Below are 18,811 nucleotides of genomic sequence, written 5' to 3'. Positions count from 1 at the left end.
ACGCTAGCTACCGCGATAGGTGGAGTAGCTGTAGGGCGAAATCAGGAGCGGGACATGGTAGTGATCCTGTTCGGCGCTGATGCCAAAGCGCAGCACCACCACGTCTAAAAAGGCCGGTTCCGGCAATGGCACGCCACGGGCGCGATAGTAGTCGCCGGCGCTGAATTGCAGTTGGTACACACCGCTGCGGTAGTCGTCGCCTTGCAGCAGAGGTGCGTCGCAGCGGCCGTCGCTGTTGGTCAAGGTAGTGGCGACCAGTTCCAGCTGCGCGCCTTCGACGCGGTACAGCTCAACCTTGATCGCGCTGCCGGGGCAACCGTGTGCGGCATCCAAAACGTGTGTGGTCAAACGTCCCATGGCGTCTACGCGCCTCCCGAAGTCAGTAGAAGAGAGATCCGCACTTTTTCAGGGCAGCGAAAAAGCCGGCGATGGCTGATTAAGACACTTTTAAAAAAAATTGTACACAATAAAAATCACAAACCTTGCGATCCACCCGCGCTCATTGCTTGTGCAGGCGATTGACCTGTGATCCTTGCTTTTAAACGACCTTTTGTCCATTAGCTGACCAACTGGGCAAGTTTCTTGCTACACCCTTTACACAGAGGCCTGCGGAAAAAATGCAGAAATGTAGGCTTACAAAGTGACAGATAAGTTGTATACAATCACTCATCGCTGTGACGCCACCCAGTCATTTCGCTGCCCGGCCGCCACATGAATGATCACGAACAAGAAGGAAGACTGCAGTGAGCGCTGACTACCCACGCGACCTGATCGGTTACGGCAGTAACCCTCCTCACCCCCACTGGCCGGGCAAGGCACGCATTGCGTTGTCTTTCGTACTCAACTACGAAGAAGGCGGTGAGCGCAACATTTTGCACGGCGACAAGGAGTCCGAAGCGTTCCTCTCGGAAATGGTCTCGGCCCAGCCGCTGCAAGGCGCACGCAACATGAGCATGGAGTCGCTGTACGAATACGGCAGCCGTGCCGGCGTATGGCGCATCCTCAAGCTGTTCAAAGAATTCGATATTCCGCTGACCATCTTCGCCGTGGCCATGGCCGCCCAGCGTCACCCGGATGTAATCCGCGCGATGGTCGAGGCCGGCCACGAAATCTGCAGCCACGGCTACCGCTGGATCGACTACCAGTACATGGACGAGGCCCAGGAGCGCGAGCACATGCTCGAAGCGATCCGCATCCTCACCGAACTGACCGGCGAACGCCCGCTGGGCTGGTACACCGGGCGCACCGGCCCGAACACGCGCCGGCTGGTGATGGAGGAAGGCGGCTTCCTCTACGACTGCGACACCTACGACGACGACCTGCCCTACTGGGAGCCCAACAATCCCACTGGCAACCCGCACCTGGTGATCCCCTATACCCTCGACACCAACGACATGCGCTTCACCCAGGTGCAGGGTTTCAACAAGGGCGATGACTTCTTCGAATACCTCAAGGACGCGTTCGACGTGCTCTACGCCGAAGGCTTGGATGCCCCGAAGATGCTCTCCATCGGCCTGCATTGCCGCCTGATCGGCCGTCCTGCACGCCTGGCCGCGTTGAAGCGCTTTATCGAATACGTCAAAGGTCACGAACAGGTGTGGTTCACCCGCCGTGTCGATATCGCCCGCCACTGGCATGAAACCCACCCGTTCAAGGGAGCGGCCAAATGACTGCGTTCAAGACCCTGAAACCCTCGAGCCTGAGCCGCGACGCATTCGTCGAGGCCTTCGCCGACATCTACGAACATTCGCCATGGGTGGCCGAAAAGGCCTTCGACCTGGGCCAGGACCCTTCGATCGACGAGATCGAAACCCTGCACCAGCGCATGAGCGACATCCTGTTGAGCGCCGATCACGCCAGCCAGCTGGCCCTGATCAACGCTCACCCGGACCTGGCCGGCAAAGCCGCCGTCCAGGGCCAACTGACCCAAGCCAGCACCGATGAGCAAGCTGGCGCGGGGATTCACCAATGCACGGCCGAAGAGTTTTCTCGCTTCACCGAGCTGAACGACGCCTACAAGGCCAAGTTCAAGTTTCCCTTCATCATGGCGGTAAAAGGCAGCAACCGGCACCAGATCCTGGCCGCGTTCGAAACGCGCATTCACAACTCGGTGGAAGCCGAGTTCAAATGCGCTTTGGCCGAGATCAACAAGATCGCGTTGTTCCGTTTACTGACCCTTTAAAGCAACCCTGGCCCGAGCGCTCATGACGCCCAGGGCCGGGCAAGCATCCCAAGCCACTCTATCTAAGGCAGACAAGAAGAATGAAAGCTTACGCCGTACCTTTCGAGAAGTTCGTCAACCTGGCCGACGCCCGCCTGGGCACCAAGATCATCTCCGTGACTGATGACTGGTTCGCCGACGCCAACCGCCTGTTCCAGCCGACCCCGGCCGTGTGGAAGGAGGGCGTTTTCGATGACAACGGCAAGTGGATGGACGGCTGGGAGTCACGCCGCAAGCGCTTCGAAGGCTACGACAGCGCGGTGATCCGCCTGGGCGTGCCGGGCTCGATCAAGGGCGTGGACATCGACACTTCATTCTTCACCGGCAACTTCCCGCCATCGGCCTCCCTGGAAGCCTGCTTCCTCGCCTCGGGCGAGCCAGACGCCAACACCCAGTGGGTGGAAGTGCTGTCGGCCGTCGAGCTGCAAGGCAACAGCCACCACTACCACGAGATCAGCAACGACCAGGCGTTCAGCCACCTGCGTTTCAACATCTACCCGGATGGTGGCGTGGCCCGTCTGCGCGTGTACGGCGTGCCGTTCCGCGACTGGTCGTCGGTAGGCGACAACGAACAGGTCGACCTGGCTGCCGCCCTCAACGGTGGTCGTGCCCTGGCCTGCTCCGATGAACACTTCGGCCGCATGAGCAACATCCTCAACCCGGGCCGTGGCATCAACATGGGCGACGGCTGGGAAACCGCACGTCGTCGTACGCCAGGCAATGACTGGGTCATCGTCGCGCTGGGCCATCCGGGCGAGATCGAGAAAATCATCGTCGACACCCTGCACTTCAAGGGCAACTACCCGGACACCTGCTCGATCCAGGGCGCATTCGTGAAAGGCGGCACCGACAGCCAGATCGAAACCCAATCGCTGTTCTGGCGCGAACTGCTGCCGGCACAAAAACTGGAAATGCACGCCGAACATACCTTCGCCGAACAGATCAAGGCGCTGGGCCCGATCACCCACATCCGCCTGAACGTGTTCCCGGATGGCGGTGTGAGCCGCCTGCGTGTACTCGGCAAAGTCGCCAAGTAAACGCTGAACTGGTAGTGAGCGGGCTTGCCCCGCGCGGGGTGGCAAAGCCACCCCAACAAGACCGCTGCGGTGTTTCAGCAAGACCGCAGTGCCTGGGTTTTGGGGCGGCTTCGCCACCCAGCACGGGGCAAGCCCGCTCACTACACAAAAGCAAGAAAACCAACACAGCATTCGGATAAGAAGACAGCCATGCGCACACTAGTGATCGAACCCCTGACCAAAGAAGCCTTCGCCCCTTTCGGAGACGTTATCGAAACCGACGGCCGCGACCACTTCATGATCAACAACGGGTCGACCATGCGCTTTCACAAATTGGCCACGGTCGAAACCGCCAAGCCGGAAGACCACGCCATCATCAGCATCTTCCGCGCCGACGCGCAGGACATGCCGCTGACCGTGTGCATGCTGGAACGACACCCGCTGGGCAGCCAGGCTTTCATTCCGCTGCTCGGCAACCCCTTTCTGATCGTGGTCGCGCCACTTGGCGATGAACCTGTATCGGGCTTGGTCCGCGCCTTCGTCACCAACGGCAGGCAGGGCATTAATTACCATCGCGGCGTCTGGCACCACCCGGTGCTGACGATCGAAAAGCGGGATGACTTCCTGGTGGTTGATCGCAGTGGCACAGGCAATAACTGCGATGAGCATTTTTTCAAAGAGGATGAGCGGTTGATCCTCGCCCCCCACCAATAAGAGAAGGCTTGATCACCCGACAACAAGGGTGACAGGCGAGAGGTAAAGACTGTGGAAGCACATCTGTTGGAATGGCTGAACCTTAGCGTGCGCTGGGTTCACATGATCACTGGCGTCGCGTGGATCGGCGCTTCTTTCTACTTCGTCTGGCTGGAAAACAACCTCAATCGCGTCAACCCCAAGAACGGCCTGGCCGGTGACTTGTGGGCGATCCACGGTGGCGGCATCTACCACCTGGAAAAATACAAACTGGCCCCACCGACCATGCCGGACAACCTGCACTGGTTCAAATGGGAAGCCTATTTCACCTGGATGTCGGGCGTCGCGCTGCTGTGCGTGGTGTTCTACCTCAACCCGACGCTGTACCTGCTTGCCCCCGGCAGCAGCCTCAGCGGCACCGAAGGCGTATTGCTGGGCATCGGCTCACTGTTCGCCGGCTGGTTCATCTACTCCTTCCTCTGCGACTCGGCCCTGGGCAAACGCCCTGCCTTGCTCGGCTTCATCCTGTTTGTGCTGTTGATTGCAGCGGCCTATGGCTTCAGCAAGGTGTTCAGCGGCCGTGGCGCCTACCTGCACGTGGGTGCGGTCATCGGCACCATCATGGTCGGCAACGTGTTCCGCATCATCATGCCGGCGCAACGCGCCCTGGTCGCGGCCATCGCCGAGAACCGCACGCCGGACCCGGCACTGCCGGCCAAGGGCCTGCTGCGTTCGCGTCACAACAACTACTTCACCTTGCCGGTGCTGTTCATCATGATCAGCAACCACTTCCCGAGCACCTACGGCAGCCAATACAACTGGCTGATCCTGGCGGGTATCGCGGTGGCGGCGGTGTTGGTGCGGCACTACTTCAACACCCGGCATGACAGCCAGAAGTACGCGTGGACCCTGCCGGTCGGCGCATTGGCGATGATCAGCCTGGCGTACGTGACCGGTCCCAAGCCGGTGGCTGAAGTCGCCAAAGCCCCCGCGGCCATCGAGTACCAGCCATTGCCCGAAACGGCGTTGGGCGGTGGCTTGAAACCCGCTGCGCCCGCCCCTGCTCCTGCTGCCGAACCGGCACCCGCCCAGGCCACGATTGATTTCGACAAGGTCCACGGGGTGATCCAGGAACGCTGCGCCGTGTGCCATTCGGCCAAGCCCACCAGCCCGCTGTTCAGCACCGCACCGGCGGGGGTGATGTTTGATACGCCAGCACAGATCCAGCAGCAGGCGGCGCGCATCCAAGCGCAGGCCGTGGCCAGCCAGATCATGCCGCTGGGCAACATCACTCAGATGACCCAGCAGGAGCGGGATTTGATTGGCACCTGGATCAATCAGGGGGCTCGCACAAATTAACTGATTGATGCAAATCCAAATGTGGGAGCGGGCTTGCTCGCGAAAGCGGTGTGTCATTCAACCAAGCATTGACTGAACGACCGCATTCGCGAGCAAGCCCGCTTCCACAGGGGATTGGCAGTGTTTGAAAGATCGCGCTCCAAATGGCAATTGAATGCCAAACAACACAACAATAAAAAAGATCCGAGGTGTTGCATGACCGAGTTAGCCGAACCGCAGATTCCTGCCGCACCCGCCATGGTGCGGCTGCCCCTCTTGCAACTGATTCTGGTAGGCCTGCAACACGTCTTGCTGATGTACGGCGGCGCCGTCGCCGTCCCCCTGATCATTGGCCAGGCCGCCGGGCTGAGCCGTGAAGAAATCGCCTTCCTGATCAACGCTGACCTGCTGGTGGCCGGTATCGCCACCATGGTGCAGTCGTTCGGCATCGGCCCGGTGGGCATCCGCATGCCCGTGATGATGGGCGCCAGTTTCGCCGCCGTCGGCAGCATGGTCGCCATGGCCGGCATGCCCGGTATCGGCCTGCAGGGGATCTTCGGCGCGACCATCGCCGCCGGGTTCTTTGGCATGATCATCGCGCCGTTCATGTCCAAGGTCGTACGCTTTTTCCCGCCATTGGTCACCGGCACCGTCATCACGGCGATCGGCCTGTCGTTGTTTCCGGTGGCCGTGAACTGGGCCGGTGGCGGCAGTGCGGCGGCCACCTTCGGCTCGCCGATCTACCTGGCGATTGCCGCGCTGGTGCTGGGCACCATCCTGCTGATCAACCGCTTCATGCGCGGCTTCTGGGTGAATATTTCGGTGCTGATCGGCATGGGCCTGGGCTACATGCTGTGCGGCCTGCTCGGCATGGTCGACCTCAGCGGCCTGGCCCAGGCGCCGTGGGTGCAGGTGGTCACGCCGCTGCATTTCGGCATGCCCAAGTTCGAGCTGGCACCGATCCTGTCGATGTGCCTGGTGGTGGTGATCATCTTTGTCGAATCCACCGGGATGTTCCTGGCGCTGGGCAAGATCACCGGCCAGGACGTCACCCCTAGGATGCTGCGCCGTGGCCTGTTGTGTGATGCCGGTGCGTCATTTTTTGCCGGGTTCTTCAACACGTTTACCCACTCCTCCTTCGCGCAGAACATCGGCCTGGTGCAGATGACCGGCGTGCGTTGCCGCTCGGTGACGATCATGGCCGGGGCCTTCCTGATTGTGCTCAGCCTGCTGCCCAAGGCTGCTTACCTGGTGGCGTCGATCCCGCCGGCGGTATTGGGCGGCGCGGCAATTGCGATGTTCGGCATGGTCGCGGCCACCGGGATCAAGATCCTCCAGGAAGCCGACATCGCCGACCGGCGCAACCAGTTGCTGGTGGCGGTGAGCATCGGCATGGGCCTGATCCCGGTGGTGCGTCCCGAGTTTTTCGCGCAACTGCCGCTGTGGATGAGCCCGATTACTCACAGTGGCATTGCCATGGCCACCCTCAGCGCGTTGTCGCTGAACATCCTGTTCAACATCCTCGGCGGTGCTGAACGACCTGCTGTCGAGCATGCCCACACCTGAGGCATGCCCCATCGTCGCCCGGTGCGCGCTGTAACGGCGCACTTGAGCGCAGACGTGGGAGCCAGTATTCTCCGCGCCCGCTTAAATCGACGGTTTCTTACCGCCTTGGCGCGGCTTTTGCTGTAGCAATAAAGCTGACCAATCAGACGAGTTTTTCAGCGAACCCAAAGGCGCCACACCAGAGCGCCCCTTAGAAAAAAACATAAAACCTTAACTCGGGAGCACCGAATGAAACCTATGTTCAAAGGCCTGATGCTGGCGGGATCGCTGCTGGCCGGTGGCCAAGCCGTGGCCGGCGATTTGTTGCAGTGGCAGAACAACAGCCTGACCTACCTGTGGGGCAAGAACTTCACCGTCAACCCGCAGATCCAGCAGACCGTCACGTTCGAACATGCCGACGCGTGGAAATACGGCGACAACTTCCTGTTCGTCGACCGCATCTTTTACAACGGCAAGGAAGACGGCAGCGTCGGCCCGAGCACCTACTACGGCGAGATCAGCCCACGCTTGTCGTTCGGCAAGATCTTTGACCAGGACCTGTCCTTCGGCCCGATCAAGGATGTGCTGCTGGCCTTCACCTACGAGTTCGGCGAAGGCGACAACGAGTCGTACCTGCTCGGCCCAGGCTTCGACCTGAACGTGCCGGGCTTCGACTACTTCCAGCTGAACTTCTACCAGCGCCAGACCGAAGGCAATCGCGCGGGTGACGGCGTTTGGCAGATCACCCCGGTGTGGGCGTACACCATCCCGGTGGGCAACTCCGACGTGCTGATCGACGGTTTCATGGACTGGGTGGTGGACAACGACAAGAACGCCCGCGGCACTTACCACGCCAACCTGCACTTCAACCCGCAGGTCAAATATGACCTGGGCAAGGCGATGAACTGGGGCGCGAAGCAGTTGTATGTCGGTTTCGAATACGACTACTGGAAGAACAAGTACGGGATCGAAGATTCCGGTGCGTTCAAGACCAACCAGGACACCGCGAGCTTCCTGGTCAAGTACCACTTTTAACTGGCGGTGCCAGTCTCCTGTGGGAGCTGGCTTGTGTGGGAGCGGGCTTGCTCGCGAATGCGGTGTGTCAGTACCAAAAATGTTGACTGATACACCGCATTCGCGAGCAAGCCCGCTCCCACATTTAGACTGGGGACACCCCCAAGAACCGGGTGATTTCGTCGCGCTTGGCCAACGCATCCTGGCGCCCCAACTCGATCAATTCGCTGCAATACCCCGCCTCGAACAGCAAGTAGCTCAACACGCCTGCCCCGCTCGTCTTGGTCGCCCCCGGCCCACGCAAGAACAATCGCAACGCCGCCGGCAACTCCTGGCGATGCCGTGCCGCGATTTCATCAATCGGCTGGCTCGGCGCGATCACCAGCACCTCCACCGGCGCCAAGCCCCGGGCCGCGCTGTCGGCCGGCTGGAAATGACTGAACTGGTTAAGGCGCTCAAGCAACTCGATGTCGCTTTCCAGGCTGTCAATGAACGTGCTGTTGAGCATATGCCCGCCGATCTGCGCCAGGGTCGGCTGCTGGCCGGTGAAGGTACGCTGCACCGCGGGCTCGTTGCCGCGCGGGTTGCCGCTGACACCGACCACCAGCACGCGGCTGGCGCCCAGGTGCAGCGCCGGGCTGATGGGCGCGGATTGGCGCACGGCGCCGTCACCGAAATATTCCTCGTCGAGTTTGACCGGGGCAAACAACAGCGGGATCGCCGAACTGGCCAGCAAGTGCTCTACGGACAGCTGGGTGGGCACACCGATACGTCGGTGGCGCAACCAGGCATCGATGGTGCCGCCGCCCTGATAGAAGGTCACCGCTTGCCCGGATTCGTAGCCAAACGCCGTGATCGCCACGGCATGCAGGTGTTTGTTGCGGATGGCTTCGTCGATGCCGGCCAGGTGCAGCTTGTCCTTGAGCAGCGCCTTGAGCGGCGTGCTGTTGAGCAGCGCTACCGGCACTTGCGCGCCCAGCCCCAGCAGGCTGTGAATAAAGAAGCGGCTCGCCTGGCGAATCACCCCCGGCCAGTCACTGCGCAACACCAGATGGCTGCGAAAGCCCTGCCAGAAGGCGGTCAGGCGTTGGATCGCCGCAGTGAAGTCCATGGCGCCACTGGCCAGGCTCACCGCATTGATCGCCCCGGCCGAGGTGCCGACGATCACCGGGAACGGATTGGGCGCCCCCGGCGGCAACAGTTCGGCAATCGCCGCCAATACCCCTACCTGATACGCCGCTCGCGCCCCGCCGCCGGAAAGAATCAAGCCTGTAACCGGTTCAGCTGGGCGCATCGCGTCACTCCATGTGGGGAAAGGTCAGTCTTATTGTGGCGAGGGCGCTTGCTCCGTCGCCACAAGTGCTCTCACGTCTTATCGACGGCGTTTTTCGTACAGCTTCGGCTCACCCGGCGGACGACTCTTGAACCGACGGTGGGTCCACAGGTACTGCTCGGGGCATTGGCGTACCGAGGCTTCGACCCACTGGTTGATACGCAGGCAATCGGCTTCATCGCTTTCACCCGGGAAGTCGGTCAACGGCGGATGGATCACCAGTCGGTAACCGCTACCATCGGCCAGGCGCTCCTGGGTGAATGGCACCACCAGCGCCTTGCCCAGCTTGGCGAATTTGCTGGTGGCCGGCACGGTAGCGGCCTGGATGCCGAACAGCGGCACAAAGATGCTTTGCTTGGCGCCGTAGTCCTGGTCCGGCGCATACCAGATGGCACGGCCGGCGCGCAGCAGCTTGAGCATGCCGCGCACGTCTTCACGCTCGATGGCCAGCGAGTCGAGGTTGTGACGCTCGCGGCCACGGCGCTGGATAAAGTCGAACAGCGGGTTGCCGTGTTCGCGGTACATGCCATCAATGGTGTGCTTCTGGCCCAGCAGCGCGGCGCCGATTTCCAGGGTGGTGAAGTGCAGGGCCATGAGGATCACGCCCTTGCCGTCCAGTTGGGCTTGCTTGAGATGCTCCAGCCCTTCGACATGGGCCAGGCGCGCCAGGCGCTGGCGCGACCACCACCAGCTCATGGCCATTTCAAAAAAGGCGATGCCGGTGGAGGCGAAGTTTTCCTTGAGCAACTGCTTACGCTCTTTGGCGGACTTTTCCGGAAAGCACAGTTCCAGGTTTCGCGCGGCGATACGGCGACGTTCGCCGGCCACACGGTACATTCCCGCACCCAGAATGCGACCAATGGTCAGCAGCGCACGGTACGGCAATTGGGTGACCAGCCACAGCAGGCCGAGCCCCAGCCATAACAGCCAGAAACGGGGGTGAAAAAATACAGCTCGAAAACGCGGGCGATCCATTACAGATTCCGGTAAAGACAGGGCCGCGCATTCTACAACGGTTCGACTCGGCTTGCGGCCAGTGGATGTTCTCGTTATAAGTCTCGACACTTTTCGTGACAAGCCGCTTTATGCCGACCATGAGCCAAACCGAACCGCTAGACCAAGATCCCGTGTTCCAGCTGAAAGGCAGCATGCTCGCCATCACCGTGCTGGAACTGGCGCGCAACGACCTCGACGCCCTGGACCGCCAGCTCGCCGCCAAGGTCGCCATGGCGCCGAACTTTTTCAACAATGCCCCGCTGGTGCTGGCCCTGGACAAACTCCCGGCCGGCCAGGGCGTGATCGATTTGCCCGGCCTGATGCGCGTGTGCCGCTCCCATGGCCTACGCACCCTGGCGATCCGTGCCAGCCGCATCGAAGACATTGCCGCAGCCATCGCCATTGAACTGCCAGTACTGCCACCGTCCGGCGCTCGGGAGCGTCCGCTGGAACCATTGGTCAGTGAAGAGAAGAAAAAACCGGAAAAACCGCCAGAGCCGACGATCAAGCCTACAAAGATCATCACCTCGCCCGTACGGGGCGGGCAGCAGATTTACGCCGAGGGCAGCGACCTTGTGGTGATCGCTTCGGTCAGTCCCGGGGCGGAACTTCTCGCCGATGGCAACATCCATGTATACGGCCCGATGCGCGGCCGTGCCCTGGCCGGCATCAAGGGTGATACCAAAGCCCGGATTTTTTGCCAGCAGTTGACCGCTGAGCTAGTGTCCATCGCGGGCCGGTACAAGGTTTCCGAAGATTTGCGCCGCGATCCACTGTGGGGGGCCGGGGTGCAGGTCAGCCTGTCGGGCGATGTGTTGAACATCATCCGGCTTTAACGGATACTGCCGCATTTTCCAAGCATCTCTAGACTCTGATAGCACAGCGAAACCGGCAATACTTGTGTAGGAACATCTGAAGGCTGGCGTTTTTCGTACGCCAACCCGTCTTTTCCCTACAAAGACTGTCCGCCTGCGGCGAGTTCCAAGAGATGTTTTTCAGGGACTGAAAAGTCCTTTTTCCTTAGGGGTGAAACACCTTGGCCAAGATTCTCGTGGTTACATCCGGCAAGGGTGGTGTGGGTAAGACCACCACCAGCGCCGCTATCGGTACCGGCCTCGCTTTGCGCGGCCACAAGACAGTCATCGTCGACTTCGACGTCGGTTTGCGTAACCTCGACCTGATCATGGGCTGCGAACGCCGCGTGGTGTATGACTTCGTCAACGTGGTCAACGGTGAAGCCAACCTGCAACAGGCCCTGATCAAGGACAAGCGCCTTGAGAACCTGTACGTACTGGCCGCCAGCCAGACCCGTGACAAAGATGCGTTGACCAAGGAAGGCGTAGGCAAAGTCCTCGCTGAACTGAAGGAAACCTTCGAATACGTGGTCTGCGACTCCCCGGCCGGCATCGAGACCGGTGCTCACCTGGCGATGTACTTCGCCGATGAAGCCATCGTGGTGACCAACCCGGAAGTCTCCTCGGTACGTGACTCGGACCGCATGCTCGGCCTGCTGGCCAGCAAGTCCCAGCGCGCCGAGAAGGGTGAAGACCCGATCAAGGAACACCTGCTGCTGACCCGCTACAACCCTGAGCGCGTCAACAATGGCGAAATGCTCGGCGTTGAAGACGTCAAGGACATCCTCGCCGTGACCCTGCTGGGCGTGATCCCGGAATCCCAGGCCGTGCTGAAAGCGTCCAACCAAGGTGTGCCGGTCATCCTCGATGACCAGAGCGACGCAGGCCAGGCTTACAGTGACGCGGTTGATCGCTTGCTCGGCAAGACCGTGGAACATCGCTTCCTCGATGTAAAGAAGAAGGGATTCTTCGAGCGTATCTTTGGAGGCAACTAAACAATGAAATTTCTCGACTTCTTTCGCGCCAACAAAAAGCCAAGTACCGCGTCGGTAGCGAAAGAGCGTCTACAGATCATCGTGGCGCACGAACGCGGCCAACGCAGCACGCCGGACTACCTGCCAGCCTTGCAGAAGGAACTGGTGGAGGTGATCCGCAAGTACGTCAACATCGGCAACGACGACGTGCATGTCGCCCTGGAAAACGACGGCAGCTGCTCGATTCTGGAACTCAATATCACCCTGCCTGATCGTTAATCGACAAGGCGGTCGCCACGGCGGCTCGCACACCTTGATCCCGTTTCGGGAACCGGGTGGGCGAGCCGCCGTTGGCGTTTGTTACGAGGCTGTTTAATGCCGCTGTCCAATATCCATATCCTCCATCAGGACGACGCTGTCCTGGTGGTGAACAAGCCGACCCTGCTGCTCTCGGTGCCCGGCCGCGCCGACGACAACAAGGACTGCCTGATCACCCGCCTGCAGGAAAACGGTTACCCCGAAGCCCGCATCGTCCATCGACTGGACTGGGAAACCTCGGGCATCATCCTGCTGGCTCGCGACGCCGACACGCACCGCGAACTGTCCCGCCAGTTTCACGACCGTGAAACCGAAAAGGCCTACACCGCCCTGGCCTGGGGCCAACCGGAACTGGACAGCGGCAGCATCGACCTGCCGCTGCGCTACGACCCACCGACCAAGCCGCGCCATGTGGTCGACCACGAGTTCGGCAAGCACGCGCTGACCTTCTGGAAAGTGCTGGAGCGTTGTGGCGACTGGTGCCGCGTGGAGCTGACGCCGATTACCGGGCGCTCGCACCAGTTGCGCGTGCATATGCTGTCGATCGGGCATCCGCTGTTGGGGGATGGCCTGTACGCCCACGAACAAGCCCTGGCCGCCTGGCCACGCCTGTGCCTGCACGCCAGCATGCTCAGCTTCACCCATCCGCAAAGCGGCGAGCGTTTGCGTTTCGAGTGCCCCGCACCGTTCTAAAGCTGGCAATACAATCAAAATGTAGGAGCGGGCTTGTGTGGGAGCGGGCTTGCTCGCGAATGCGGTCTTTCAGTACCAAAAATATTGACTGACACACCGCATTCGCGAGCAAGCCCGCTCCCACATTTGTTCTGTGCACTTTTCGCCACCGACGGTAAACTCCGCGCATTGCTGTCTGGAGCTATTTATGCGCGAAGCGTTGAATCAAGGCCTGATCGACTTCCTCAAGGCCTCCCCTACTCCTTTTCATGCCACTGCCGCCCTGGCCCAACGCCTGGAGGCCGCCGGTTACCAGCGTCTCGACGAACGCGAAACCTGGGCCACTGAAGCCAACGGTCGCTACTACGTGACCCGTAACGACTCTTCAATCATCGCCTTCAAGCTCGGCCGTCACTCGCCGTTGCAAGGCGGGATCCGCCTGGTCGGCGCCCACACCGACAGCCCGTGCCTGCGGGTCAAGCCCCAGCCCGAGCTGCAACGCCAGGGTTTCTGGCAGCTGGGTGTGGAAGTCTACGGCGGCGCGCTGCTGGCGCCGTGGTTCGACCGCGACCTGTCCCTGGCCGGCCGCGTGACCTTCCGCCGCGACGGCAGGGTCGAAAGCCAGCTGATCGACTTCAAGCTGCCCATCGCCATCATCCCCAACCTGGCCATTCACCTGAACCGTGAAGCCAACCAGGGTTGGGCGATCAATGCCCAGACCGAACTGCCGCCGATCCTCGCGCAATTTGCCGGTGACGAACGCGTGGACTTCCGCGCCGTGCTCACCGAACAACTGGCCCGCGAACATGGCCTGAACGCCGACGTGGTGCTCGACTACGAGCTGAGCTTCTACGACACCCAGAGCGCTGCGGTGATTGGCCTGAACGGCGACTTCATCGCCGGCGCACGCCTGGACAACCTGCTGTCGTGCTACGCCGGCCTGCAAGCCTTGCTCACCAGCGAAACCGATGAAACCTGTGTGCTGGTGTGCAACGACCACGAAGAAGTCGGCTCCTGCTCGGCCTGTGGTGCCGATGGCCCGATGCTGGAACAGACCCTGCGCCGCCTGCTGCCGGAAGGTGATGAATTCGTACGCACCATTCAGAAATCCCTGCTGGTCTCGGCGGACAATGCCCACGGCGTACACCCGAACTACGCCGACAAGCACGACGCCAACCACGGCCCCAAGCTCAACGCCGGGCCCGTGATCAAGGTCAACAGCAACCAGCGCTACGCCACCAACAGCGAAACGGCCGGGTTCTTCCGCCACCTGTGCATGGCCGAGGAAGTGCCGGTGCAGAGCTTCGTGGTGCGCAGCGACATGGGGTGTGGCTCGACCATCGGCCCGATCACCGCCAGCCACTTGGGCGTGCGGACCGTGGACATCGGCTTGCCGACGTTTGCCATGCACTCCATTCGCGAGCTGTGCGGCAGCCATGACCTGGCACACCTGGTGAAAGTGCTCGGCGCGTTCTACGCGAGCCACGACCTGCCCTGAGACCGAGGTGCGGTCATCGCAGGCAAGCCAGCTCCCACATTTTGATTTGTGAACACATCAAATGGGGGAGCTGGCTTGCCTGCGATGGGGCAATGTCAAACACCCCAATGCTATCTGACACACATCAACGCCATTTCCCGTATTCCGACCTAGACTTGTCACTATTCCCACTCCGACAAGGCCGTCGCACCATGATCTCCATGTCCTCCTTCCACGCCATGCTTATCCCGATCCTCATCGGCATGATCATGCTGGCCGTGGGCTTCAACTTTCGCGACAAACCCCTCGGCGTGTTCGGCATGTGGATCGGCATGCTGCTGATCCTGGGCACCGTGGTGTACAAAATCCTCGCCAAACTGGCCGAATGACCCCTGCACTCGTACACTCGGTCGATCCGTCGCTTTCAAGGTTGACCGCCTCGTGCTCTCCCGCCTGTTTGCCCTACCCTGCTATCTGCTGATCGCCCTGCTCACCCTGCTGCCGCTCGCGCCCGCCCACGCCGTGGGTTTGCCCGGCCTGCTCGGCAGCGGCAACAAGACCCAACCCCAGGCCGAAGTGCCGTTGGGGCAGTCGTTGGACGAGGTGATCAAGACCCTGGAAAACGATCAGCAGCGTACCCAGCTGCTGAGCGACCTGAAAAAACTGCGTGCCGCCACGCAAAAAGCCCAGCCGGCCGCCGAAGAGGGCGTGCTGGGTCTGATCGGCGGCACCCTGGCCAGCCTCGAAGCGCAGTTTTCCGGGGACGACAGCCCGCTGGGGCGTTGGTCGAATGAGATCGACCAGGCCAAGGATGAGCTCAGTGCCCTGATCCTGCCGGCCAACGAATGGCTGCCGATCATTTTCGGCTTTGCCCTGATCCTCGCGCTGTGGAGCCTGCTGGCCTACGCGCTGATCTGGCTGAGCCACCGCGTGCGCGAACGTTTCGGCCTGCCCGAAGAACTGCCGCAACACCCGCGCACCTGGGACATGGTGCGCTTCGCCCTGCGCAAACTCGGGCCGTGGATGATCGCCCTGGTGATCACGGTGTACCTGAGCTACGCGCTGCCGTCGTCCCTGGGCAAATCCCTGGCGATGGTGTTGGCGTACGCGCTGGTGGTCGGCACCTGCTTTTCGGCGATCTGCGTGATTGCCTTCTCGGTGCTCGACGGCCCCCATCGCCATCGCGCGCTGTATATCCTGCGCCACCAGGCGTTCCGCCCGTTGTGGTGGATCGGCAGCTTTGCCGCGTTTGGTGAAGCCTTGAGCGACCCGCGCCTGGTCCAGGCCCTGGGTCAGCACTTGTCCCATACCGCCGCGACTGTGGCCAATGTAATGGCGGCGCTGTCCACAGGTGTGTTCATCCTGCGTTTCCGCCGGCCGATTGCCCACCTGATCCGCAACCAGCCGCTGTCGCGCCGCCTTACACGCCGCGCCCTGAGCGACACCATCGAAATCATCGGTTCGTTCTGGTACATCCCGGCCTTGCTGCTGGTGGGTATCTCGCTGTTCGCCACTTTTGTTTCGGCCGGCGACACCAGTACCGCCCTGCGCCAATCCCTGTTGTGCACGGTTTTGCTGGTGTTGTGCATGGTGATCAACGGCCTGGTGCGCCGCCATGCACTCAAGCCGCACCGTGGGCACAAGCGTCATGCGTTGTATTCCGAGCGGCTGAAGAGCTTTTTCTACACCCTGGCCCACCTGGTAGTGTGGCTGGCCTTTATCGAATTGGGCCTGCGGGTGTGGGGCCTGTCGCTGATTCGCTTTACCGAGGGCGACGGCCATGAAGTCAGCGTCAAGCTGTTCGGCCTGGCCGGGACCTTGCTGTTTGCCTGGCTGATCTGGATCCTCAGCGACACCGCGATCCACCACGCCCTCACCCGCTCGCGCAAAGGCCTGGCCAATGCGCGCGCACAAACCATGATGCCGCTGATCCGCAACGTACTGTTCGTGACCATCTTTATCATCGCCGCCATCGTCGCCCTGGCGAACATGGGGATGAACGTCACGCCGCTGCTGGCCGGTGCCGGTGTGATCGGCCTGGCGATCGGTTTTGGCGCACAGTCGCTGGTGGCGGACTTGATCACCGGCTTGTTCATCATCATCGAGGACTCCCTGGCCATCGATGACTACGTGGACGTCGGCGGCCACCTCGGCACCGTCGAAGGCCTGACCATCCGCACCGTGCGCCTGCGCGACATCGACGGCATCGTGCACACCATCCCGTTCAGCGAGATCAAGAGCATCAAGAACTACTCACGGGAGTTCGGCTACGCGATCTTCCGGGTAGCGATTCCGTACAACATGGAAATCGACGACGCGATCAAGCTGATACGCGATGTCGGCCAGAAAATACGCAATGACCCGTTGCAGCGTCGCAACATCTGGTCGCCGCTGGAGATTCAAGGGGTGGAGAGTTTCGAGTCGGGCAGCGCGATCCTGCGCGCACGCTTCAAGACGGCGCCGATCAAGCAATGGGAAGTGTCGCGGGCGTTCAACCTGTCGTTGAAGCGGCATCTGGATGAGGCAGGGCTGGACCTGGCCACACCGCGCCTGAGCGTGCAAGTAGTCACCACCACGCCACCCCAGTAGTGAGCGGGCTTGCCCGCTCACAACAGATCAGGCGAGGGCGGTGCCGTCCATTTTCTGGCGCAGGCTCAGTGGACGCATATCGGTCCAGGTTTCTTCGATATAGGCCAGGCATTCTTTCTTCAAGCCACTCTTGCCCACGGTGCGCCAGCCTTCCGGCACAGCCTTGTAGTCGGGCCAGATGGAATACTGCTCTTCATGGTTGACCACTACCTGAAACAGGATGTCGTCGCGGTCAAATACTGAGGTCATTACTGTTCTCCATCGCTCAAAGGCCGGCTGCGCACCGTGCGCAGCGCTCATATCTGTAGAAACGTACCAAGCCGCCAAAAAATTAGAGGCTGGCGACCGCTGCCGCGACGGCGCGGCCGAAGCGTTCGGCGACGCGGTCGACTTCAGCCGCGGTGATCACCAGCGGCGGCAGGAAGCGCACCACGCTGCCATGGCGGCCGCCCAGTTCCAGGATCAGCCCGCGCTTGAGGCATTCGCGCTGCACCAGCGGCGCCAGTTGGCGATGCACCGGCGGATGCCCCTGAATATCCGGGGTGCCATCCGGGTCGACCAACTCCACGCCAAGCATCAACCCACGCCCACGAATGTCGCCCAGGTGCGGGAAATCGCGCTGCAGGATGCGCAGGTGTTCACCCAGGCGCTCGCCCATGGCCGCTGCATGACCGGCCAGGTCATGTTCCTTGAGGTAGCGCATCACCGCCGAGCCGGCCGCCATCGCCATCTGGTTGCCACGGAACGTGCCGGCATGGGCGCCCGGCAGCCAGGTGTCGAGCCAGTCGCGATACACCACCACGGCCAGCGGCAGGCTGCCGCCGATAGCCTTGGACATCACCACCACGTCCGGAAGGATGCCGGCGTGCTCGAAGGCAAACATCTTGCCGGTACGACCGAATCCGCTCTGGATTTCATCGACGATCAACGCCACGCCCGCCTGTTCGGTGATGCGGCGCAGGCCGCGCAACCAGTCGAGGTCGGCCGGGATCACACCGCCCTCGCCCTGCACCACTTCGACGATCACCGCGGCCGGTAGCGTTACGCCTGCTTCCGGGTCATTCAACAGGTTTTCCAGATAATGCAGGTTGACCCGCACGCCTTCGGCACCGCCGAGGCCGAACGGGCAGCGGTAGTCGTAAGGAAACGGCAGAAATTGCACGCCACTGCTGAGCAACGCGCCCAAGGGTTTTTTCGGCCCCAGGCTACCCATCAGGCTCAGTGCGCCCTGGCTCATGCCGTGATAGCCGCCCTGGAACGACAACACCGTGCTGCGCCCGGTGGCGGTACGCACCAGTTTCAATGCGGCTTCCACCGCATCGGTGCCGGTCGGGCCGCAGAACTGGATCTTCGCCTGCCGCGCCAGTTCTGGCGGCAACAGGCCGAACAGGTCCTGCACAAACTGATCCTTGACCGGCGTGGTCAGGTCGAGTGTATGCAGCGGCAACTCATCGCTGAGCACTTGCTGAATGGCGGCGATCACCACCGGGTGGTTATGCCCCAGCGCCAGGGTGCCGGCACCCGCCAGGCAGTCGATAAAACTGCGACCTTCCACGTCTTCCACGTAGATTCCCTTGGCGCGTTTGAGCGCCAGAGGGATGCGCCGTGGGTAGCTGCGGGCGTTGGACTCCTGCTGGCGCTGGCGGGCCAACAGCGGGTTTTCGTCAAACTGGTACAGCGTTTCGTGAAGATGGGTGTCTTCGATATGGCTGATAGCGACGGACATTGCTCGATCCCTCATCTGATTCCTGTTCTGGAAACGCACCAGCGA

19 protein-coding genes are annotated in these 18,811 nt (G+C 61.5%); 14 read left to right on the top strand and 5 right to left on the bottom strand.

Annotation, left to right across the window (positions count from 1 at the left end):
* Positions 1 to 3 precede the first annotated feature (3 nt).
* Positions 4 to 357: a hydroxyisourate hydrolase gene (uraH, locus tag LIY36_RS05485; RefSeq protein WP_226455039.1), complete on the bottom strand. Its 354-nt coding sequence runs from the start codon at positions 355 to 357 to the stop codon at positions 4 to 6.
* Between the two features lie 386 nt (positions 358 to 743).
* Between uraH and puuE the strand changes: the two genes are divergently transcribed.
* The 7 genes from puuE to LIY36_RS05450 all read left to right on the top strand — a co-directional run bounded on the left by puuE (position 744) and on the right by LIY36_RS05450 (position 7,848).
* The gene (gene puuE / locus LIY36_RS05480) at positions 744 to 1,670 is read left to right on the top strand and encodes an allantoinase PuuE (RefSeq protein ID WP_226455038.1); all 927 of its coding nucleotides are present in this window, start codon (positions 744 to 746) and stop codon (positions 1,668 to 1,670) included.
* Positions 1,667 to 2,182 carry a 2-oxo-4-hydroxy-4-carboxy-5-ureidoimidazoline decarboxylase gene (gene uraD / locus LIY36_RS05475; RefSeq protein WP_226455037.1) on the top strand — a complete coding sequence of 172 codons (516 nt, stop codon included), beginning with the start codon at positions 1,667 to 1,669 and terminating at the stop codon, positions 2,180 to 2,182. Before puuE ends, uraD begins: the two co-directional genes overlap by 4 nt.
* An 80-nt stretch (positions 2,183 to 2,262) precedes the next feature.
* On the top strand, positions 2,263 to 3,258 hold the full coding sequence (gene alc, locus LIY36_RS05470) for an allantoicase (RefSeq protein ID WP_226455036.1): 996 nt from the start codon (positions 2,263 to 2,265) through the stop codon (positions 3,256 to 3,258).
* A gap of 189 nt (positions 3,259 to 3,447) precedes the next feature.
* A complete protein-coding gene (locus LIY36_RS05465) occupies positions 3,448 to 3,951 on the top strand; it encodes an ureidoglycolate lyase (RefSeq protein ID WP_226455220.1) in 504 nt (167 codons plus the stop codon).
* Positions 3,952 to 4,002: 51 nt separating this feature from the next.
* Positions 4,003 to 5,289 (top strand): urate hydroxylase PuuD, encoded by a 1,287-nt coding sequence (locus LIY36_RS05460; protein ID WP_226455035.1) that lies wholly within the window; start codon positions 4,003 to 4,005, stop codon positions 5,287 to 5,289.
* A 195-nt stretch (positions 5,290 to 5,484) separates the two neighbouring features.
* Positions 5,485 to 6,834 (top strand): nucleobase:cation symporter-2 family protein, encoded by a 1,350-nt coding sequence (locus tag LIY36_RS05455; RefSeq protein ID WP_226455034.1) that lies wholly within the window; start codon positions 5,485 to 5,487, stop codon positions 6,832 to 6,834.
* Positions 6,835 to 7,062: 228 nt separating this feature from the next.
* Positions 7,063 to 7,848, top strand: a complete 786-nt coding sequence (locus LIY36_RS05450; protein ID WP_226455033.1) for an outer membrane protein OmpK — start codon at positions 7,063 to 7,065, stop codon at positions 7,846 to 7,848.
* A 124-nt stretch (positions 7,849 to 7,972) separates the two neighbouring features.
* Here the strand turns inward: LIY36_RS05450 and LIY36_RS05445 are convergent, their stop codons facing one another.
* Positions 7,973 to 9,121 carry a patatin-like phospholipase family protein gene (locus tag LIY36_RS05445; RefSeq protein WP_226455032.1) on the bottom strand — a complete coding sequence of 383 codons (1,149 nt, stop codon included), beginning with the start codon at positions 9,119 to 9,121 and terminating at the stop codon, positions 7,973 to 7,975.
* Between the two features lie 78 nt (positions 9,122 to 9,199).
* Positions 9,200 to 10,135, bottom strand: a complete 936-nt coding sequence (locus LIY36_RS05440; protein ID WP_226455031.1) for a lipid A biosynthesis lauroyl acyltransferase — start codon at positions 10,133 to 10,135, stop codon at positions 9,200 to 9,202.
* 119 nt (positions 10,136 to 10,254) lie between these two features.
* On the opposite strand from LIY36_RS05440, the gene minC reads away from it, so the two are divergent.
* The 7 genes from minC to LIY36_RS05405 all read left to right on the top strand — a co-directional run bounded on the left by minC (position 10,255) and on the right by LIY36_RS05405 (position 17,040).
* Positions 10,255 to 10,992 carry a septum site-determining protein MinC gene (gene minC / locus LIY36_RS05435; RefSeq protein WP_192297237.1) on the top strand — a complete coding sequence of 246 codons (738 nt, stop codon included), beginning with the start codon at positions 10,255 to 10,257 and terminating at the stop codon, positions 10,990 to 10,992.
* Between the two features lie 200 nt (positions 10,993 to 11,192).
* Complete coding sequence (gene minD / locus LIY36_RS05430; RefSeq protein WP_192296950.1) at positions 11,193 to 12,005, top strand: septum site-determining protein MinD; 813 nt, start codon at positions 11,193 to 11,195, stop codon at positions 12,003 to 12,005.
* A gap of 3 nt (positions 12,006 to 12,008) precedes the next feature.
* A complete protein-coding gene (gene minE / locus LIY36_RS05425) occupies positions 12,009 to 12,263 on the top strand; it encodes a cell division topological specificity factor MinE (protein WP_003175252.1) in 255 nt (84 codons plus the stop codon).
* A 96-nt stretch (positions 12,264 to 12,359) separates the two neighbouring features.
* Positions 12,360 to 12,995 carry an RluA family pseudouridine synthase gene (locus tag LIY36_RS05420; protein ID WP_005789965.1) on the top strand — a complete coding sequence of 212 codons (636 nt, stop codon included), beginning with the start codon at positions 12,360 to 12,362 and terminating at the stop codon, positions 12,993 to 12,995.
* Positions 12,996 to 13,182: 187 nt separating this feature from the next.
* Positions 13,183 to 14,472 (top strand): M18 family aminopeptidase, encoded by a 1,290-nt coding sequence (locus tag LIY36_RS05415; RefSeq protein ID WP_226455030.1) that lies wholly within the window; start codon positions 13,183 to 13,185, stop codon positions 14,470 to 14,472.
* Between the two features lie 191 nt (positions 14,473 to 14,663).
* On the top strand, positions 14,664 to 14,840 hold the full coding sequence (locus LIY36_RS05410) for a hypothetical protein (RefSeq protein ID WP_010208820.1): 177 nt from the start codon (positions 14,664 to 14,666) through the stop codon (positions 14,838 to 14,840).
* A 52-nt stretch (positions 14,841 to 14,892) separates the two neighbouring features.
* Positions 14,893 to 17,040, top strand: coding sequence for a mechanosensitive ion channel family protein (locus LIY36_RS05405; protein ID WP_192296952.1), 2,148 nt, complete (start codon positions 14,893 to 14,895; stop codon positions 17,038 to 17,040).
* Between the two features lie 27 nt (positions 17,041 to 17,067).
* Here the strand turns inward: LIY36_RS05405 and LIY36_RS05400 are convergent, their stop codons facing one another.
* Together LIY36_RS05400 and LIY36_RS05395 are read right to left on the bottom strand one after the other, a co-directional pair.
* Positions 17,068 to 17,289, bottom strand: coding sequence for an MbtH family protein (locus tag LIY36_RS05400; protein ID WP_192296953.1), 222 nt, complete (start codon positions 17,287 to 17,289; stop codon positions 17,068 to 17,070).
* A gap of 82 nt (positions 17,290 to 17,371) precedes the next feature.
* Positions 17,372 to 18,766: an aspartate aminotransferase family protein gene (locus tag LIY36_RS05395; RefSeq protein WP_226455029.1), complete on the bottom strand. Its 1,395-nt coding sequence runs from the start codon at positions 18,764 to 18,766 to the stop codon at positions 17,372 to 17,374.
* Between the last annotated feature and the right edge of the window lie 45 nt (positions 18,767 to 18,811).

The organism is Pseudomonas sp. AF03-9 (assembly GCF_020515815.1).
In the GTDB taxonomy this organism is placed as follows: Bacteria; Pseudomonadota; Gammaproteobacteria; order Pseudomonadales; family Pseudomonadaceae; genus Aquipseudomonas.
This window is presented reverse-complemented; position numbering and strand designations above follow the sequence as displayed.

Excerpts from the sequence above, each read along its gene's own strand:
- uraH (WP_226455039.1), bottom strand. The coding sequence starts at position 357 with ATGGGACGTTTGACCACACACGTTTTGGATGCCGCACACGGTTGCCCC.
- uraD (WP_226455037.1), top strand. The coding sequence starts at position 1,667 with ATGACTGCGTTCAAGACCCTGAAACCCTCGAGCCTGAGCCGCGACGCA.
- alc (WP_226455036.1), top strand. The coding sequence starts at position 2,263 with ATGAAAGCTTACGCCGTACCTTTCGAGAAGTTCGTCAACCTGGCCGAC.
- LIY36_RS05465 (WP_226455220.1), top strand. The coding sequence starts at position 3,448 with ATGCGCACACTAGTGATCGAACCCCTGACCAAAGAAGCCTTCGCCCCT.
- LIY36_RS05455 (WP_226455034.1), top strand. The coding sequence starts at position 5,485 with ATGACCGAGTTAGCCGAACCGCAGATTCCTGCCGCACCCGCCATGGTG.
- LIY36_RS05450 (WP_226455033.1), top strand. The coding sequence starts at position 7,063 with ATGAAACCTATGTTCAAAGGCCTGATGCTGGCGGGATCGCTGCTGGCC.
- LIY36_RS05445 (WP_226455032.1), bottom strand. The coding sequence starts at position 9,121 with ATGCGCCCAGCTGAACCGGTTACAGGCTTGATTCTTTCCGGCGGCGGG.
- LIY36_RS05440 (WP_226455031.1), bottom strand. The coding sequence starts at position 10,135 with ATGGATCGCCCGCGTTTTCGAGCTGTATTTTTTCACCCCCGTTTCTGG.
- minC (WP_192297237.1), top strand. The coding sequence starts at position 10,255 with ATGAGCCAAACCGAACCGCTAGACCAAGATCCCGTGTTCCAGCTGAAA.
- minE (WP_003175252.1), top strand. The coding sequence starts at position 12,009 with ATGAAATTTCTCGACTTCTTTCGCGCCAACAAAAAGCCAAGTACCGCG.
- LIY36_RS05420 (WP_005789965.1), top strand. The coding sequence starts at position 12,360 with ATGCCGCTGTCCAATATCCATATCCTCCATCAGGACGACGCTGTCCTG.
- LIY36_RS05415 (WP_226455030.1), top strand. The coding sequence starts at position 13,183 with ATGCGCGAAGCGTTGAATCAAGGCCTGATCGACTTCCTCAAGGCCTCC.
- LIY36_RS05410 (WP_010208820.1), top strand. The coding sequence starts at position 14,664 with ATGATCTCCATGTCCTCCTTCCACGCCATGCTTATCCCGATCCTCATC.
- LIY36_RS05400 (WP_192296953.1), bottom strand. The coding sequence starts at position 17,289 with ATGACCTCAGTATTTGACCGCGACGACATCCTGTTTCAGGTAGTGGTC.
- LIY36_RS05395 (WP_226455029.1), bottom strand. The coding sequence starts at position 18,766 with ATGTCCGTCGCTATCAGCCATATCGAAGACACCCATCTTCACGAAACG.